Raw genomic sequence first — 17,650 nt, forward strand, 5'->3', positions numbered from 1 at the left:
GAGGGAAAGGGGGAGGGCCGCGGCTCAGCGCGGCAGCTCGATACGCTCGCTTTCGCCGGGCACCTTCGGCCAGTCGCCGGCGGCCCAGCGCCGGCGGGCGTCGTCGATCAGCGCGGGGTCGCTGGCGACGAAGTTCCAGTTCATCCGCCGCGGGCCGTCCAGCGACGCGCCGCCGATCAGCACCGCGCGGCAGTCGGCGCAGGCGCTCAGCACCGGGCTTTCGCCCTCGGGCAGGACCAGCAGCTGGCGCAGCGGCACGGGGTCGTCGTCCAGCAGGGCCTCGCCCTCCAGCAGGTAGAGCGCCCGTTGCGGATGCTCGGGCGGCAGCGTCAGGGTGCTGCCGGCGACCATCCCGATGTCGGCGTACAGCGTCGGCGACAGCACCGGCACCGGCGAGGCCAGGCAGAAGCCGCTACCGGCGATCAGGCGGATGCGCACGCCCAGGCTCTCGCTCTGCGGCAGGCTGGCCACGGGGTGGTGGCTGTAGCTCGGCTCGCGGCCTTCCTCGGCCTGCGGCAGGGCCAGCCAGAGCTGCAGCCCGTGCAGGCGCGAACCGCGCTCGCGCAGGGCCTGCGGGGTGCGTTCGACGTGGGCGACGCCGCGCCCGGCGGTCATCCAGCTGACGTCGCCGGGTAGCACCAGTTGGTCCGAGCCCAGGCTGTCCTTGTGCTGCACCTGGCCTTCGAACAGGTAGGTGAGGGTGGACAGGCCGATGTGCGGGTGCTGGTTGATGTTCATGCCCTGGCCCGGCGCGAAGTCGGTGGCCAGCATGTGGTCGAAGAACACGAAGGGGCCGATGCTGCGGAACTGCGCAGAGGGCAGGGCACGCAGGATGGGCATGCCCTCGACCTCGTCGGCGTGGGGGCGGATGGCGAAGGGGGCGGCGGTCATGGCGAGGCTTCCGGTGGGCTATGGCCATAGGATAGCCGCTCGCCGCCGCACCGCTGCGCCTGGGCGCGGGCCGGCACCGCCCGTACCTTTCGGTCGCCGACGGCCTGCCGTGGTCGTCCCAATGGTCAGATTTGTGAGTCGCAGTGGCGCGACCTGTCATTGCGGGCCTTCGTTGCCTGAAGTCCAATCCGTCTGGATCGCGCTTTCGTGCGATGGCCGGCGGCATGGGCGTTCATGCTTTCGGGTTGGCAAGTGAGGAAACAGTTTGTTACCTTGCTTGCACGATGGTGCCAAAATCCGCGTGCAGGGGATTCGCCAGAGGAGCCAGCGGGCGCCGGCAAGCGCCACTGTGGAGCTGTACTGCTGGGCCACTGGCCAGCAGCCGAGAAACGAATAAGAACAGCGCCGGACGCAATGCCCGGGGCGATAAATCTTGGCCGTCATGGAGGTAATGCTTCGATGAACCGTCGTACGTGCATCGAAAGGGGTTGGGGCTGCCAGGCGTTCTGGGCGCCCAGGCGAGCCGGCGCGCTCATGGGGCTGCTGCCGTTGCTGGTGGCGGGCAGTGCCCAGGCCGTCGAATTCAGCTTCGCCGACAACCAGCTCACCGGCTCGCTGGACAGTACCCTGTCGTACGGCGCCATGTGGCGCGTGCAGGGCCGCGGGACCGAGAACATAGACGACATCAACACCGACGACGGCAACCGCAACTTCGACAAGGGCCTGGTCTCCCAGGTGTTCAAGATCACCTCGGACCTCTCGGCCAAGTACCAGAACTACGGCCTGTTCATGCGTGGCACCGCCTACTACGACACGCAGATCATGGACAAGCGCAACGACTACCTGAGCACCACCGACGGCGTCGAGCGCCCCAGCCAGTCCTACCCCGACGACGACCGCTTCACCCAGGACACCCGCCACATCGCCGGGCGCAAGGCCGAGCTGCTCGACGCCTACCTCTCGGGCGACTGGGACGTCGCCGAGCACCCGGTCACCGGGCGCGTCGGCCGCCAGGTGCTGAACTGGGGCGAGAGCACCTTCTACCGCGGCGGCATCAACACCATCAACCCGGTGGACGCCTCGCGCTTCCACCTGCCGGGCTCGGAGCTCAAGGAAGTGCTGGTGCCGGTGGAGGCGCTGAGCTTCAACCTCGGGCTGACCGACAACCTGTCGATGGAAAGCTACTACCAGTGGAAGTGGAAGGAGACGCGCCTGGACCCGGTGGGCACCTACTTCTCCGACACCGACCTGTTCGCCGACGGCGGCGATATCGCCTACACCACCGAGGACAGCCCGGAGTTCAAGCAGCTGCTGGCCGGCTACCCGCTGGTGGCCGGGCTCGGCCTGCTCGGCAACGGCCCGGCCGGCCCGAACGCCTACCTGAACCCCAACACCGGCACCTTCAAGGTGGCCAGCGTCGGCAAGGACCTCGACGCCCGCGACAGCGGCGAATACGGCGTGGCCTTCCGCTACATCGCCGAGCAGCTCAACTCCACCGAGTTCGGCCTGTACTTCGTCAACTACCACGCCAAGGAACCCCAGGTGGCGGTGGACCTGCGCAGCTACCAGGGCGCCGACATCGCCGCCCTCAACGGCGTGCTCGGCCCGCTGGGCCTGGGCGAGGCGGTGCCCGGCCTGGCCACCCTGGACCTGGCCAGCAACGCCCAGGCGCGGCGCGACTACGTCGAAGACATCCGCATGTACGGCTTCAGCTTCAACACCACCCTGGGCGACGCCTCGGTGGCCGGCGAGCTGGCCTACCGGCCGAACATGCCGATCAGCATCTCGGCCACCAACGACCTGCTCGGCGACCTGCTGACCCAGGGCGTGCTCGGCCTGACCAACCTCTACGACGCCAACACCCCGGCCGACCAGGCCTGCGCGGCGGTGTCCGGCAAGCAACTGTGCCGTGGCTCGCTGTTCCAGAACTACGAGCGCGCCGAGACCTACAACGCCTCGCTGACCGGCATCTACAACTTCGGCCCGCACATGACCTTCGACTCGGTGGTGGGCGTGGCCGAGGTCGCCGGCGAGTTCATCCGCGGCAGCAGCCTGGAATACACCGCCTGGGACGGCAGCAAGCGCAAATTCGTCGGCGCCCAGGACAAGTCCTACGTCGGCGGCTCCGACGACGGCGACCAGATCAGCCGCGACAGCTACGGCTACACCCTGCTGCTCAGTGGCACCTGGAACGACGTGTTCGCCGGCGTGAAGCTCAGCCCCTACGTGGTCTACCAGGACGACTTCAAGGGTAACTCGGACCGCACCGGCAACTTCATCGAAGGGCGCAAGGCCTACACCCTGGGCGCCGACGCCACCTACCTGAACAGCTTCCAGGTGGGCATGCAGTACACCAACTACTACGGCGCCGGGGTGAACAACTCCATGCGTGACCGCGACAACGTCTCGGTCAGCGCCAAGTACTCGTTCTGATCAGCCAGGTGATGGAGACTCGCATGATCGCCAAGAAACCCATGATCGCGCTGCTGGCCCTGGCGGCCCTGGCGGCGACCGAGGCCCGCGCGGCGGTGAGCGCCGACCAGGCCGCGCAGCTCAAGAGCAGCCTGACCCCCTGGGCGCCGAGAAGGCCGGCAACGCCGCCGGCACCATCCCCGCCTGGAGCGGCGGCCTGACCCAGGCCCCGGCCGGCTACAAGGGCCCGGGCAGCCACCACGTCGACCCCTTCGCCGGCGACAAACCGCAGTTCACCATCACCAAGGCCAACCTGGAGCAGTACAAGGCGCACCTGACCCCCGGCCAGGTCGCCCTGTTCAACACCTACCCGGACAGCTTCCAGATGCCGGTGTACCAGACCCGCCGCAGCGGCGCGGCGCCGCAGTGGGTGTACGACAACACCTTCAGGAATGCCACCAGCGGCAAGCTGGTGGAAGGCGGCAACGGCTTCGCCGACGCCTACGGCGGGGTGCCGTTCCCGATTCCGCAGAGCGGCCTGGAGGCGCTGTGGAACCACATCGCCCGCTACCGCGGCAGCTACATCGAGCGGCGCTCGGCGCAGACCGGCGTGCAGCGCAACGGCGCCTACTCGCTGGTCACCAGCCAGGACGCCGCGCTGTTCCGCTTCTACGACCCCAAGGGCAGCTTCGACCAGTTGGGCAACACCCTGTTCTACTACATGACCTTCACCACCGCCCCGGCGCGCCTGGCGGGCGAGGGCGCGCTGGTGCAGGAGACCCTCGACCAGGTCAGGGAACCGCGCCAGGCCTGGGGCTACAGCCCCGGCCAACGCCGCGTGCGGCGCGCGCCGACGCTGGCCTACGACACCCCGATCGAGGACTCCGACGGCCTGCGCACCGCCGACGACACCGACATGTATAACGGCGCGCCGGACCGCTACAACTGGACCCTGGTAGGCAAGAAGGAGATCTACATCCCCTACAACAACTATCGGGTCACCAGCCCCGAGGTGAAATACAAGGACCTGCTCACCCCCGGCCACATCAACCCGAAATACACCCGCTACGAACTGCACCGGGTGTGGGTGGTGGAAGGCAAGCTCAAGCCCGGCGCGCGGCACATCTACAGCAAGCGCACCCTGTACCTCGACGAGGATAGCTGGGGTGCGGCGGTGGTCGACCAGTACGACGGCCGCGGCGAGCTGTGGCGCGTCTCCATGGCCTACCTGAAGAACTTCTACGAGCAGCCCATGGTCTGGACCGCCCTGGACACCTTCCACGACCTGCAGTCGCGCCGCTACAGCGTGCAGTGGCTGGACAACGAGGAGCCCGGCACCGCCGACTTCAGCAAGCCGGCCCCGGACGTGGCCGAGTTCAGCCCGGCGGCGCTGCGGAGGAAGGCCTCGCGCTAGGGCTCTTCGTAGGAGCGAGGGGGACGCCTAGTTCTTGCTCGCGAATGGAGTTTCCCGGAGGCTGCGGTGTCTCGGGTTGACTCCGCTCCCTCTCCCTAACCCTCTCCCTGAAGGGAGAGGGGACCGTTGGGCAGGCATGGATGTTCTGGCGTCAGCCGGCAACGCCGTTGGTCTCCGGCTGAAACCATTCCTTCTTTCGGCACAGACTGCCCCCTCTCCCTTCAGGGAGAGGGCTGGGGAGAGGGTGCTCTCGCATCGCACAGAGCCCCCGGCAAGCGTAGGGCGTACAACCGTTCGCGGTTGTACGCCGTTACACCCATCTCGCTCCCGGCTTCGAGGCCGAGGCCGGAGCTGCGTGGGGCCAAGGTCAGGCGGCGGATAACCGCGAACGGTTATTCGCCCTACGATCCGTTCGGCTCCTGCCACCCGCCCCCCAACGCCTTGTACAACAGCGCCAGATTCACCCCCACCGCCTCGCTACTGCGCACCTGGCGTTCCTCGCTGGCCAGCAGCTCGCGCTGGGCGCTCAGCACGTTGAGGAAGTCCACCGCGCCGGCCTTGTACTGCTCGCGCGCATTGGCCAGGGCCGTGCGGCCGTGTTCCACCGCCTCGTCCAGGGCCGCCAGCTCGCGCTGGTCGGCGGCGTAGTCGTTGAGCGCGTCGTCCACCTCGCGCCAGGCGTTGAGCACCGTGCGCCGGTAGGCGATGGCCGCTTCCTGCTGCTGCGCCTCGCGCAGGGCGAGCGTGCCCTTCAGCCGGCCGCCTTCGAAGATCGGCAGGTGCAGGCTGGGGCCGATGCCGAAGGTGCGGCTGTTCCAGTCGCCGAAGTTGGCCAGTTGCAGGGCCTGGAAGCCGAAGTCGCCGTTGAGGCTGATGCGCGGGTAGAAGTCCGCCCGGGCCACGCCGATGCTGGCGGTGGCCGCATGCAGCACGGCCTCGGCCTGGCGGATGTCCGGGCGGCGCCGGGCCAGTTCCGCCGGCAGGCCCACCGGCACCGCTTGCGGCGGGCGCGGGATGGGCCTGGCCTGCGCCAGCTCGCCGGCCAGGGCGCCGGGTTCCTCGCCGAGCAGGTAGGCCAGGGCGTTGAGCAGGCGCGCCTGGCGCTTCTGGCTGCCGGGCAGCTGCGACTCGATGACCGCCACCTGGGCCTTGGCCTCGGCGGCCTCCAGCTCGCGGCGCACGCGGCCCCACAGGTCCAGCTCCCAGGACAGGGTGAAGCCGGCGTCGAGCTGGTTGAAGTTGTGCCGGCCGCCCTCGCCGGACGGGTCGGACAGGCCCACCTCGCTGTTGCGCTGGCGGGCGTAGCCGGCGTTGCTGTCCACCTGCGGCACGGCATCGGCGCCCAGCGCCTGGCGGATTGCCCGGCTCTGCTCCAGGCGCGCGGCGGCGGCCTGCAGGTCGAGGTTGCCGGCGGCCACGCGGGCCTGCAGGCGGTCCAGCTGCGGGTCGTCGAACAGGCGCCACCAGCGGCTTTCCACGGCACCGTCGGCGGGGCGGCTGGCGACGTCGTCGCCCTTGGCGTTCCAGGCGGCCGGCGCCTGGGCGTCGGGCCGGCGGAAGTCCGGGCCGAGCGTGCAGGCGCCCAGGGCCAGGCAGGCGAGCAGGAGCGGGGCGTGCTTCATTGCGCGGCCACCCGTTCGCCGCCGGCGGACGCGGTGTCGATGCTGGCGACCACCGACATGCCCACGCGCAGGCGGGCCAGCAGCGCCTGGTCCGGTTCCAGGACGATCTTCACCGGGATGCGCTGCACCACCTTGGTGAAGTTGCCGGTGGCGTTGTCCGGGGCGATGGGCGCGAAGCTCAGGCCGGTGGCCGGGGCAATGCTGTCGACGTGGCCGCGCAGCACCGCGCCGGGGAAGGTGTCGACGCGCACGCTGACGGCCTGGCCGGGGCGCACCTCGGTGAGCTGGGTTTCCTGGAAGTTGCCGACCACGTAGGCCTGCTGCAGCGGCACCACCGCCAGCAGCGGGCTGCCCGGGGTGACGTAGGCGCCAACGCGCACGCCGCGGCGGCCGACCATGCCGTCGAAGGGCGCGCGGATCTCGCAGTAGGACAGGTTCAGCTGCGCCTGCTCGAGCTGCGCCTGGGTGCGCTGCACCGCGCTCTGCGCCTCCATCTGTTGGGCCTGCAGCACTTCCAGCTGCTTGCGTGCGGCCAGGTGGGCGGCGCGGGCCTTGTCCAGGGCGGCCTGGGCGTTGTCCAGGCGCGAGCGCGCCTGCTGGGCGTTCTGCAGTGTACCAGCGCCCCGGCTGGCGAGGCTCTGGTAGCGCTCCAGTTCCTGGCGGGCGAAGCGCTGGCTGGCCTGGTCGGCCTCGACCTGGGCGGCGCTCTGGGCGATCACCGCCTGCTGGCGCTCCAGGTCGGCGCCGACGTGGCGCAGGCGCGCCCGCACCGAGAGCAGGTCGGCCTCGGCGGCGGCCAGCGCGGCCCGGTAGTCGCGCGCATCGATGCGCGCCAGCAACTGGCCGGCCTTCACCGGCTGGTTGTCTTCCACCCGCACGCTTTCCACGGTGCCGGCGACCTTGGGCGCCACCAGGGTGAAGTCGGCATGCACGTAGGCATCGTCGGTGCTCTGTTCGCGCTCCGGGCCGAGCAGGCGCAACAGCAGCCAGGCCAGGGCGGCGAGCAGCACGACCGCGGCCAGCAGCAGGCTGGCGCGGCGGGGGGTGAGGGCGGTCTTGGACATGGTGTCTTTTCCGGATTTCAGTGAACGGGGGCGACCGGGCGCGGCGGGTAGACCCGCAGCGGCATCACGGCGATCAGCGGGAGCAGGGCGGCGGCCAGCCAGGCCATGCACCAGAGGGTGTCGGCGGCGGCCAGCACGCTGGCCTGGCCGTGGACCTGGGCGGCCAGGCGCGGCAGCTCGCCGTCGAGCTGCCCGAGGCGCAGGTCCAGGGCCTGGGGCGCGGTTCCGAGGTGGTCGACCAGGCGGTTGGAGTGGTAGTGCTCGCGCCAGGTCATGAGGATGCCCACCAGGCTGCTGCCGACCACCGAGGCGAAGGCCCGCACGCTGTTGAACCAGGCCGAGGCGAAGGGCCCTTCGATGGGCGCCACCACACTGGTGGCGGACATCAGCAGTGGCACCACCGCCATGGGCTGGCCAACGATCTGCAGGCTGAGCAGCAGGTAGAAGTTGTCCCGCGTCCAGTCGCTGGTCAGCTGGCTCATGCCGTAGGCGGAGAGGCCGCACAGGGCGATGCCGATGGCCAGCACCCAGCGGCAGTCGACGCGGGGGATGTTGCACAGCCCGGCCACCAGCGGCAGCGTCAGCAGCTGCGGCAGGGCCACCAGCAGGGCCATGGGCGCGCTCTGCAGCGGGCGGTAGCCGTGGGCGGCGGCCAGGTACGAGGCCGGCACGCCGGCGCAGGCGCCGAGCACCACCAGGATGCCGCCGAGGGTCAGCAGCGAGTGGCTGAGGTTGCGCCGCTTGAGCAGGTCCAGGCGGAAGAACGGCAGCGGGTGCGTCCATTCGTTGAGGAAGAAGGCCACCAGCAGCGCTGTGCCGCCCACTACCAGCAGGGTGGCCAGGTCGGACTCGAACCAGTCCAGGCGCTCGCCCTGCAGCAGGCCCAGCACCAGCATGAGGATGCCCGGCAGGCCGAGGGCCACGCCTATCCAGTCGAACTGGCGGAAGCGTTCCAGGCGCGGCGGGTCCTGGGGGATGCCCCAGGCCACCGCGGCCAGGGCGAAGGCGCACAGCGGGATGACCTGCCAGAACACCCACTGCCAGCCGACGTACTCGGTCCACAGCGCCGCCAGCGGCATGCCCAGGTTGGGCGCGAAGGTGGCGGTCAGGGCATAGGCGCCCAGGCCGTAGAGCTTGATGCCCGGCGGCAGGAAGCGCAGCGCCACGGTCATCAGCATCGGCGGCAGGCAGCCGCCGGCCAGGCCCTGCAGGGCACGCAGCAGGTACAGCGTCTGCACGTTGGGGGCGAAGGGGCAGAGCAGCGCCAGCAGGGCGAAGGCGACGATGGCGCCGAGGGTGAAACGGCGCAGCGAGAAGGTCACCGAGAACCAGGGCGCGAAGGCCATGGCGGCGACCTGGAAGGCGGCGTACAGCGCCAGCAGCCAGGTGCCTTCGTCGTGGCCGATGGCGAGTGCCCCGCGCACGTCGGTCATCGCCAGGTCGGTGACCTTGTCGTTGAGCCCGGCGCTGAGCGAGGCGACCAGCACGCCGAGCATGCCCACCAGGATGCGCGGGCCGAAGGGCTGCGCGGCGGGCCTGGCCGGCTGGGCGGCGGACGGGTTGGCGAGCGGTGTGAGGGCGGCGGTCATGGCCGGGCCTCGCGAAGGAGGCCGCGGGTCGCGCACGGGGTCGGGCAAGGCATGGCGTCACTGGATTCTGGTGTTTGGCCCAGTCTAGGGAGCGCCGATCAGTGTGAAAATTGAAATGTCCAAAACAAATCAGTGCGTTTTATGCACTAATTGGCCATCACGGCAGCACGCCCGAGCTTTCCCGCAGCTCGGTGCACACCCGCTTCACCGTCTGCCGCAGCCAGCGGTGCGCCGGGTCGTTGTCGAAACGCGGGTGCCAGGCCTGGATCACCACCACCGTCTTCAGCGGCAGCGGGATGTCGAACTTGCGCAGGGCCAGGCCCAGGCGGTCCAGGCGCCACAGCGAATGCTCGGCGATGGGCAGCACCAGGTCGGATTCCAGCAGGGCGAAGATCGAGGAATGGAAGGTCGGGGTGATCAGGCGGATATCGCGGCGCAGGCCGAGGTCGGCCAGGGCGTCGTCCAGCGGCCCGGTGGCGCGGCCGCGGCGCGACACGCTGATCTGCGGGTAGGCGACGAAGCGCTCGGGGGTGATCTCGCCGTCGAAGATCGGGTGGTCGCGCCGGGCCAGGCCGACGAAGCTGGTGGTGAACAGCGTCTGGGTGCGGATTTCCGGCTCCAGGGTGGAGGTGGCGCCGAGGTAGAGGTCGATGCGGTTCTGCCGCAGGGCCTCGTCGTCGATGTCCGCCTCCGGGACCAGGCGCAGGGTGCAGCGCGGCGCCTCCTCGCGCATCACCGCCAGCATGCGCGCGGCGAAGCCGCCCACCAGCACGTTGTTCGAGCGCAGCACGAAGCAGCGCTCCAGCTGGTCCATGCGCAGGTTCTCGCGGGCATTGAACAGGCGGGTGGCCTGCTCCACCAGGTGCGCCACTTCCTCGCGCAGCTGCAGGGCCCGCGGGGTGGGCACCAGGTTGCGCCCGGCGCGGACCATGATGGGGTCGCCCACCGCCTCGCGGATGCGCCCCAGGGTACGGCTCATGGCCGGCGGGCTGAGGTGCAGGCGGCGCGCGGCGCCGACCACGCTGCCTTCTTCGAGCAGCACGTTGAGGGCGACCAGCAGGTTGAGGTCGGGCAGGGCCATGGCGCCTCCGGAAGCGTTCGTTGCCGGGGATGCTCGGCCATACGTGCGTCTGGTGCAACTCTGGCGTGCAGCCAAGGTGCCTTTACGCACCCGCCATGGGGCCGAAGAATGACCGGCGTTCGCCGTTACAGAAGAGGAAGGCTCCATGTTCGAACGCATCCTGGTCGCCATCGATGGCGCGTCCCAGTCGCAGCGGATCGTCGCCCTGGCCGCGGAGATGGCCGAGGTCGGCGCGCCGCATCTGGAGGTGGTCTGCGTGGTCGACCGCGCCTTCGCCCTGCCGCAGCCGGACGTGCTCGACTACCCGCCGGCCGAGCACGAGCAGCACGAGGCCCAGGCACTGGTGGAAGCCGCCATCGCGCAACTGCCGGCGGGCCGCGCCACGGGGAGGGTGCTGGCCGGCGACCCGGCGCGGACCATCCTGCGCGAGGCCGAGCGCCTGGGCTGCGACCTGATCGTTATCGGTCATCGCCACCTGGGGCGCATCGAGCGGCTGCTGGACCCGTCGGTGGGGCAGCGGGTGATCGAGCGGGCGCCCTGTCCGGTGCTGGTGGAGGTGCGGGGGTAGCAGGGTGGGGGCTTTTCGTAGGAGCGAGCTTGCTCGCGAATGGAGTTTCCCTGGGGCTGTTGTGTGCGGGGTTGATTCCGCTCCCTCTCCCTAGCCCTCTCCCTGAAGGGAGAGGGGACCGTTGGGCAGGGTTGGGTATTCTGGCGTTAGCCGGCAGTTCCAGCGGTTTCCAGCTGAAACCATTCCTTCTCTCGGCACGGACAAGCCCCCTCTCCCTTCAGGGAGAGGGTTGGGGAGAGGGGCTCTTGCATGGCACGAAGCCCCCGGCAAACGTAGGGCGAATAACCGTTCGCGGTTATCCGCCGCCTCACCTTTCTCATCGCTGAATGCGCCGTTGGGCCGGGGGCTTCGTGCTCGACGCCGAGCGGCCCGGGACCAAGGCCAAGCGGCGGATAACGCCTGGGGCGTTATGCGCCCTACGGTTCGGCTCCGGGGCGGCGGGATAAAAGCGGCCCCGCCGGCGGGTGGTCCTGAGCGAGGGCCCGGCCGGCGCGACCGTAAGGCTCAGCCGCGCTGGTGCACCGCGCGGCCGTGGGCGTAGGTCGCGCGCACCGCGCGGTCGTCACCGAGGATGATCAGGGCGAAGAGCTTTTCTTCCAGGCTCTTCGCCTGGCGCAGGCGGTAGTCCAGCAGCGGGGTGGCCTTGTAGTCCAGCACCACGAAGTCCGCCTCGTTGCCCTGGGCGAAGCTGCCGACCTTGTCCTGCAGTTCCAGCGCGCGGGCGCCGCCGAGGGTGGCCAGGTACAGCGACTTGAAGGGGTCGAGCTTGATGCCCTGCAGCTGCATCACCTTGTAGGCCTCGTTCAGCGACTGCAGCTGGGAGAAGCTGGTGCCGGCGCCGACGTCGGTGCCCAGGCCGACCTTGACCTTGTGCTTCTCAAGCTTCGCCAGGTCGAACAGGCCGCTGCCGAGGAACAGGTTGGAAGTGGGGCAGAAGGCCACCGCCGAGCCGGTCTCGGCCAGGCGCTGGCACTCGCCGTCGCACAGGTGCACGCCGTGGGCGAACACCGAGCGCGCGCCGAGCAGGCCGTGGTGGTCGTAGACGTCCAGGTAGCCGCTGCGCTCGGGGAACAGTTCCTTCACCCACTCGATCTCCTTGCGGTTCTCCGACAGGTGGGTGTGCAGGTACACGCCCGGGTGCTCCCTGAGCAGGCGCCCGGCGGCGTCCAGCTGTTCCGGGGTGCTGGTCGGCGCGAAGCGCGGGGTCACCGCGTAGAGCAGGCGGCCCTTGCCGTGCCAGCGCTCGATCAGCGCCTTGCTGTCGCGGTAGCTGCTCTCGGCGGTGTCGGTCAGGTAGTCCGGGGCGTTGCGGTCCATCATCACCTTGCCGGCGATCAGCCGCAGGTCGAGCTTCTCGGCAGCGCCGAACAGCGCGTCCACCGACTGCGGGTGCACGCTGCCGAACACCAGGGCGGTGGTGGTGCCGTTGCGCAGCAGTTCCTTGAGGAAGATGCCGGCGACGTCGGCGGCGTGGGCCGGGTCGGCGAACTGCTTCTCGGTGGGGAAGGTGTAGGTGTTCAGCCAGTCCAGCAGCTGCTCGCCATAGGAGGCGATCATGCCGGTCTGCGGGTAGTGAATGTGGGTGTCGATGAAGCCGGGGGTGATGAGCGCGTCGCGGTATTCCACCACGTCCACGCCGCCCAGTTGCGGCAGCAGCTCGGCGGCGTGGCCGAGGCGGGCGACCTTGCCGTCCTCCACCAGCAGGATGCCGTCCTCGAAGTACTGGTAGGACTTGTCGACGCCGACTTCGGCCGGGTCGGCGACGCTGTGCAGGATGCTGGCGCGGTAGGCTGTGGTTGTCATGCTGTTCTCTCGATCTGGGAATCGATGGGTATCGCTGTGCTCCACCCATCACGGACTCTATGTCAGGCACCGCTCTCGGCGGTACGCGCCCGGCGGCTGCTGGGTAGCAGCCGGGATACGCTGTTCTCGCCGCTGGCCTTTTCCTGGCCGAAGCTGGCGTTGTAGGTGGCGATCACTTCGCCGGCGATGGACACGGCGATCTCCACCGGCAGCTTGCCCTTCACCTCGGCTATGCCCATGGGGCAGCGCATGCGCTGCACGCTCTCGCTGGCGAAGCCGCGGTCGCGCAGGCGGTGTTCGAACTTGGCGCGCTTGGTGTCCGAGCCGATCAGGCCGAAATAGCCGAAGTCGTTGCGCTTGAGTATCGCCGCGGTCAGCTCCAGGTCCAGCGCGTGGTTGTGGGTCATGACGATGTAGTAGCTGCCCGCCGGCATATTCTCGACCTCGTCGAGCACTTCGTCATTCAGTACCTTCTCCACCCCGGCCGGAATCGCCTCGGGGAATTCGGCGTCGCGCGAGTCGATCCAGCGCACCTTGCACGGCAGGCTGGCCAGCAGCGGCACCAGCGCGCGGCCGACGTGGCCGGCGCCGAACACCGCGATGTGCGCCTGGGGCTGGCCCATCGGCTCGAACAGCAGCACGGTGGCGCCGCCGCAGCACTGGCCGAGGCTGGCGCCCAGGCTGAAGCGCTCCAGGCGCGGCTGCTGGCTGCGCTGCTCGAGCATCTCGCGGGCGATCTGCTGGGCCTTGTACTCCAGGTGGCCGCCGCCGATGGTGTCGTACAGCTTCTCGGCGCTGACCACCATCTTCGAGCCGGCGTTGCGCGGCGTGGAGCCGCGTTCCTCGATGATGGTCACCAGCACGGCGGCTTCGCCGCGTTGCTGCAGGTCGGCGAGGGCGCTGATCCAGTTCATGGCGTCTACCTCGGAAGGTTCATGGAGCGTAGGGCGTACAACCGTTCGCGGTTGTACGCCGATACACCTTGTTTATCGTCAACTTCGTGGTCGAGCCTGGCGCGGCCTGCAACAGGTGTTTCGGGCTGGCTTCGAGCGAGGTGTGGCCACGGTCAAGCGGCGGATAACCGCGAACGGTTATCCGCCCTACGGGTCATGCCGGTTCGGCGGTGGTTTGTGGTTCAGCGGCCTGCTCGGCTTTCAGCCTGCGCATCTGCTCCACCCCCCAGAGCACCCGCTCCGGCGTCGCCGGGGCGTCGATCTGCGGCTGCACCCGGTAGTCCGCCAGACTGGCCACGGCGTCCTTGATGGCGCAGAACACCGAGATGCCGAGCATGAACGGCGGCTCGCCCACGGCCTTGGAGTGGAACACCGTCTGCTCCGGGTTCTTGCGGTTCTCCACCAGCTTCACCCGCAAATCCAGCGGCATGTCGGCGATGGCCGGGATCTTGTAGCTGGCCGGGCCATTGGTCATCAGTTTGCCCTTGGCGTTCCACACCAGCTCTTCCATGGTCAGCCAGCCCATGCCCTGGACGAAGCCGCCTTCCACCTGGCCGATGTCGATGGCCGGGTTCAGCGAGTCGCCCACGTCGTGGAGGATGTCGGTGCGCAGCATGCGGTACTCGCCGGTGAGGGTGTCGACTATCACCTCCGAGCAGGACACGCCGAAGGCGAAGTAGTAGAACGGCCGGCCGGCGGCCTTCTCGCGGTCGTAGTAGATCTTCGGCGTGCGGTAGAAGCCGGTGGAGGACAGCGACACCTGGCCGAAGTAGGCCTGCTGGATCAGCTCCTCGAACGGCAGGATCAGGTCGCGCACGCGCACCTGGTTGTTACGGAACTCGACATCCTCCTCGGTGACCTTCCAGTGCCTGGCGGCGAACTCCACCAGGCGCTGTTTGATGGTCTCGGCGGCGTTCTGCGCGGCCTTGCCGTTGAGGTCGGCGCCGCTGGAGGCGGCGGTCGGCGAGGTGTTGGGCACCTTGTCGGTGTTGGTCGCGGTGATCTGCACGCGGTCGATGTCGACCTGGAAGACTTCCGCCACCACCTGCGCCACCTTGGTGTTCAGGCCCTGGCCCATCTCGGTGCCGCCGTGGTTCAGGTGGATGCTGCCGTCGGTGTAGATGTGGATCAGCGCGCCGGCCTGGTTGAGGAAGGTGGCGGTGAAGCTGATGCCGAATTTCACCGGGGTCAGCGCCAGGCCCTTCTTGAGCACCGGGCTGTTCGCGTTGAACGCGCGGATTTCGGCGCGGCGCCTGGCGTACTCGGCGCTGGCTTCCAGCTCGGCGGTCATTTCCTCGATGAGGTTGTGCTCCACCTGCTGGTGGTAGTGGGTGACGTTGCGCTCGTCCTTGCCGTAGTAGTTGCGCTTGCGCACTTCCAGCGGGTCCTTGCCCAGGTGGCGGGCCACGGCGTCCATGATCTCCTCGATGGCGACCATTCCCTGCGGGCCGCCGAAGCCGCGGTAGGCGGTGTTCGATGCGGTGTTGGTCTTGCAGCGGTGGCCGTTGATGGTGGCGTTGCCGAGGAAGTAGGCGTTGTCCGAGTGGAACATGGCGCGGTCGACGATGGAGCCGGAGAGGTCCGGCGAGTAGCCGCAGTTGCCGGCCAGCTCGATCTGGATGCCGTGCAGCAGGCCGTCGTCGTCGAAGCCGACGTCGTACTCGACGTAGAAGGGGTGGCGCTTGCCGGTCATCTGCATGTCTTCCACGCGCGGCAGGCGCATCTTCGCCGGGCGCCCGGTCAGGCGCGCGATCACCGCGCACAGGCAGGCGGGCGCCGCGGCCTGGGTTTCCTTGCCGCCGAAGCCGCCGCCCATGCGGCGCATGTCGATCACCACCTTGTTGAAGGAGATGCCCAGCACCTCGGCCACCAGCTTCTGCACCTCGGTGGGGTTCTGCGTGGAGGTGTAGACGATCACGCCGCCGTCCTCGCTGGGCATCACCGAGGAAATCTGCGTTTCCAGGTAGAAGTGCTCCTGGCCGCCGATGTGCAGGGTGCCCTGGATGCGGTGCGGCGCGCTGGCCAACTGGGCGGCGGAGTCGCCGATCCTGTGCTGGTGGCTGTCGAGCACGAAGTGCTTCTTGCGCAGCGCCTCGACCACGTCGAGTACCGGCTCCAGGTCCTCGTACTCGATGATCGCCGCCATGGCCGCCTTGCGCGCGGTCTCCAGGCTGTCGGCGGCCACCGCGATGACCATCTGGCCGAGGTACTCGACCTTGCCGTCGGCCAGCAGCGGGTCGCCGGCGACCACCGGGCCGATGTCCAGTTGGCCGGGCACGTCGTCCTTGGTGATGGCGATGGCCACGCCGGGGAAGTCGTAGCAGGGGCTGACGTCCAGCCGGGTGATGCGCGCGTGGGCGCGGTCGCTCATGCGGGCGTAGACGTGCAGCTGGTTGGGGAATTCCAGGCGGTCGTCGATGTACACCGCTTCGCCGCTGACATGCTTGGGCGCGCTTTCGTGCTTCACGCTCTTGCCCACGCCGGTGGTGAGGTCGGCGCGGAACAGCGCCTGGAGTTCTTCCTGGGTTTTCTTGTGCTTATGCATAGGCGGTCACCCGAGTCACGGCCTGGGGCGCTTCCAGTTCGAGGAAGCATTTGCGCAGCAGGTTCTGCGCGGTGAGCAGGCGGTATTCCTTGCTGGCGCGGAAGTCCGAGAGCGGGGTGAAGTCCTCGCCCAGGGCCTGTGCGGCGCGTTCGAAAGTGGCGGCATTGAACGGCTGGCCGAGCAGCGCCGCCTCGCAGGCGCGGGCGCGCCTAGGGATCGCCGCCATGCCGCCGAAGCCGCTGCGCACGGCGCTGATGCGGCAGTCCTCGACGGTGATGCTGAAGGCCGCGCAGACTGCGGAGATGTCGTCGTCCAGGCGCTTGGACACCTTGTAGGCGCGGAACGCCTGGTTGGCCTGCGGGCGCGGGATGATGACCTTCTCGATGAACTCGCCTTCCTGGCGCGCGGTGACCTTGTAGTCGATGAAGTATTCGTCGATCGGCAGCTCGCGGCTTTCGCTGCCGCGGCGCAGCACGATGCGCGCGCCCAGGGCGATCAGCAGCGGCGGCGAGTCGCCGATGGGCGAGGCGTTGCCGATGTTGCCGCCGAGGGTGCCCTGGTTGCGGATCTGCAGCGAGGCGAAGCGCTGCAGCAGCTCGCCGAAGTCCGGGTAGTCGTGGGCCAGGGCCTGGTAGCAGTCGGTCAGCGCGGCGGCGGCGCCCAGTTCGATGCGGTCGGCGAAGACCTCGACGCGCTTCATCTCCTCGACATGGCCGACGTAGATCATCACCGGCAGCTCGCGGTGGAACTGGGTGACTTCCAGGGCCAGGTCGGTACCGCCGGCCAGCAGGCGCGCCTGCGGGTTGGCGCTGTAGAGGTCGGCCAGGTCGGCGATGGTCAGCGGCAGCAGGCAGCGCTTGTCGCCGCTGTTCAGCTCGGCGGTCTCGCGCGGGGCGATGGCCTTGAGCTGGGCGATGGTCTGCTCCTGCGCGGCGTCGAACTGGTCCGGGCGCTTCTGGCAGCAGGCCTGCTCGGCGGCGTCGAGGATCGGCCGGTAGCCGGTGCAGCGGCACAGGTTGCCGGCCAGCGCTTCGTGGGCCTCGGCCTTGCGCGCTTCGTGGGTTTCGCCGGTGCTGTTCTTCTGCAGGGCGAACAGCGACATGACGAAGCCGGGGGTGCAGAAACCGCACTGCGAGCCGTGGCAGTCGACCATGGCTTGCTGCACGCCGTGCAGCTCGCCGCGGTGCTTGAGGTCGTCGACCACGATCAGCTGCTTGCCGTGCAGCGCGGAAACGAAGGTCAGGCAAGAGTTGAGGGTGCGGTAGCGGATGCGTTCGGCGCCCTCGGCACCGACCAGCTCGCCGACCACCACGGTGCAGGCGCCGCAGTCACCGGAGGCGCAGCCCTCCTTGGTGCCGGTCTTGCCCAGGTGTTGGCGCAGGTAGTTGAGCACGGTGAGATTCGGGTCGAGGCGGTCTTCGACACGCAGCTCGCGGTTGAGCAGGAACCTGATCAAGGCATGCCTCCAGGCGGATTCTTGTTTTGTGCGGGGCGCTGGAGGCGAATCTAGGAAAAGCTGACTTTTAAGTCAACTAAAATTCTGATCTTTCGGTCAGCTATTTCGTAGAAGCGGAAGGGGTGGGGCGGATAACCTGGGTCACAGACCGCCCTGATCAACCCCGGAGCCGCCGGGAACCAAGGCCAAACGGCGGATAACGCCGTAGGCGTTATGCGCCCTACGCCAGGCCCGCCCGTAACGTAGGGCGGA

At 68.9% G+C, this 17,650-nt stretch carries 11 protein-coding genes and 1 pseudogene; 3 read left to right on the forward strand and 9 right to left on the reverse strand.

Annotated features, from left to right (window positions below; translation table 11 throughout):
- Positions 1 to 24: 24 nt before the first annotated feature.
- Entirely contained in the window at positions 25 to 891 is an 867-nt protein-coding gene (locus PKO50_RS11690; RefSeq protein ID WP_275629770.1) for a pirin family protein, read from the reverse strand.
- A 459-nt stretch (positions 892 to 1,350) separates the two neighbouring features.
- Here PKO50_RS11690 and PKO50_RS11695 point away from each other — a divergent pair, with 459 nt between their 5' ends.
- Both PKO50_RS11695 and PKO50_RS11700 read left to right on the forward strand, forming a co-directional pair.
- Positions 1,351 to 3,324 (forward strand): DUF1302 domain-containing protein, encoded by a 1,974-nt coding sequence (locus PKO50_RS11695; protein WP_109935687.1) that lies wholly within the window; start codon positions 1,351 to 1,353, stop codon positions 3,322 to 3,324.
- Between the two features lie 41 nt (positions 3,325 to 3,365).
- Positions 3,366 to 4,717, forward strand: a pseudogene (locus PKO50_RS11700) (DUF1329 domain-containing protein).
- 401 nt (positions 4,718 to 5,118) lie between these two features.
- Here the strand turns inward: PKO50_RS11700 and PKO50_RS11705 are convergent.
- The 4 genes from PKO50_RS11705 to PKO50_RS11720 all read right to left on the reverse strand — a co-directional run bounded on the left by PKO50_RS11705 (position 5,119) and on the right by PKO50_RS11720 (position 10,073).
- On the reverse strand, positions 5,119 to 6,339 hold the full coding sequence (locus PKO50_RS11705) for an efflux transporter outer membrane subunit (RefSeq protein ID WP_275629771.1): 1,221 nt from the start codon (positions 6,337 to 6,339) through the stop codon (positions 5,119 to 5,121).
- On the reverse strand, positions 6,336 to 7,403 hold the full coding sequence (locus PKO50_RS11710; RefSeq protein WP_275629772.1) for an HlyD family secretion protein: 1,068 nt from the start codon (positions 7,401 to 7,403) through the stop codon (positions 6,336 to 6,338). The genes PKO50_RS11705 and PKO50_RS11710 overlap by 4 nt, the downstream gene beginning before the upstream one ends.
- 17 nt (positions 7,404 to 7,420) lie before the next feature.
- Positions 7,421 to 8,992: an MFS transporter gene (locus tag PKO50_RS11715; RefSeq protein WP_275629773.1), complete on the reverse strand. Its 1,572-nt coding sequence runs from the start codon at positions 8,990 to 8,992 to the stop codon at positions 7,421 to 7,423.
- A gap of 157 nt (positions 8,993 to 9,149) precedes the next feature.
- On the reverse strand, positions 9,150 to 10,073 hold the full coding sequence (locus PKO50_RS11720; protein WP_109935692.1) for a LysR family transcriptional regulator: 924 nt from the start codon (positions 10,071 to 10,073) through the stop codon (positions 9,150 to 9,152).
- Positions 10,074 to 10,218: 145 nt separating this feature from the next.
- Between PKO50_RS11720 and PKO50_RS11725 the strand changes: the two genes are divergently transcribed.
- Positions 10,219 to 10,641 carry a universal stress protein gene (locus PKO50_RS11725; protein ID WP_275629774.1) on the forward strand — a complete coding sequence of 141 codons (423 nt, stop codon included), beginning with the start codon at positions 10,219 to 10,221 and terminating at the stop codon, positions 10,639 to 10,641.
- Between the two features lie 504 nt (positions 10,642 to 11,145).
- On the opposite strand, the gene guaD is transcribed toward PKO50_RS11725, so the two are convergent.
- The 4 genes from guaD to xdhA all read right to left on the reverse strand — a co-directional run bounded on the left by guaD (position 11,146) and on the right by xdhA (position 17,398).
- Positions 11,146 to 12,444: a guanine deaminase gene (guaD, locus tag PKO50_RS11730; RefSeq protein ID WP_275629775.1), complete on the reverse strand. Its 1,299-nt coding sequence runs from the start codon at positions 12,442 to 12,444 to the stop codon at positions 11,146 to 11,148.
- 62 nt (positions 12,445 to 12,506) lie between these two features.
- Positions 12,507 to 13,358, reverse strand: coding sequence for a xanthine dehydrogenase accessory protein XdhC (xdhC, locus tag PKO50_RS11735; protein ID WP_275629776.1), 852 nt, complete (start codon positions 13,356 to 13,358; stop codon positions 12,507 to 12,509).
- 193 nt (positions 13,359 to 13,551) lie between these two features.
- Complete coding sequence (xdhB, locus tag PKO50_RS11740; RefSeq protein WP_275629777.1) at positions 13,552 to 15,942, reverse strand: xanthine dehydrogenase molybdopterin binding subunit; 2,391 nt, start codon at positions 15,940 to 15,942, stop codon at positions 13,552 to 13,554.
- Positions 15,935 to 17,398, reverse strand: coding sequence for a xanthine dehydrogenase small subunit (gene xdhA, locus PKO50_RS11745; protein WP_275629778.1), 1,464 nt, complete (start codon positions 17,396 to 17,398; stop codon positions 15,935 to 15,937). Before xdhA ends, xdhB begins: the two co-directional genes overlap by 8 nt.
- Between the last annotated feature and the right edge of the window lie 252 nt (positions 17,399 to 17,650).

It is taken from the genome of Pseudomonas sp. 273 (assembly GCF_029201425.1).
Lineage (GTDB): Bacteria > Pseudomonadota > Gammaproteobacteria > Pseudomonadales > Pseudomonadaceae > Pseudomonas > Pseudomonas delhiensis.

Coding starts and splice junctions, on each gene's coding strand:
- PKO50_RS11690 (WP_275629770.1), bottom strand. CDS start 891: ATGACCGCCGCCCCCTTCGCCATCCGCCCCCACGCCGACGAGGTCGAG.
- PKO50_RS11695 (WP_109935687.1), top strand. CDS start 1,351: ATGAACCGTCGTACGTGCATCGAAAGGGGTTGGGGCTGCCAGGCGTTC.
- PKO50_RS11705 (WP_275629771.1), bottom strand. CDS start 6,339: ATGAAGCACGCCCCGCTCCTGCTCGCCTGCCTGGCCCTGGGCGCCTGC.
- PKO50_RS11710 (WP_275629772.1), bottom strand. CDS start 7,403: ATGTCCAAGACCGCCCTCACCCCCCGCCGCGCCAGCCTGCTGCTGGCC.
- PKO50_RS11715 (WP_275629773.1), bottom strand. CDS start 8,992: ATGACCGCCGCCCTCACACCGCTCGCCAACCCGTCCGCCGCCCAGCCG.
- PKO50_RS11720 (WP_109935692.1), bottom strand. CDS start 10,073: ATGGCCCTGCCCGACCTCAACCTGCTGGTCGCCCTCAACGTGCTGCTC.
- PKO50_RS11725 (WP_275629774.1), top strand. CDS start 10,219: ATGTTCGAACGCATCCTGGTCGCCATCGATGGCGCGTCCCAGTCGCAG.
- guaD (WP_275629775.1), bottom strand. CDS start 12,444: ATGACAACCACAGCCTACCGCGCCAGCATCCTGCACAGCGTCGCCGAC.
- xdhC (WP_275629776.1), bottom strand. CDS start 13,358: ATGAACTGGATCAGCGCCCTCGCCGACCTGCAGCAACGCGGCGAAGCC.
- xdhB (WP_275629777.1), bottom strand. CDS start 15,942: ATGCATAAGCACAAGAAAACCCAGGAAGAACTCCAGGCGCTGTTCCGC.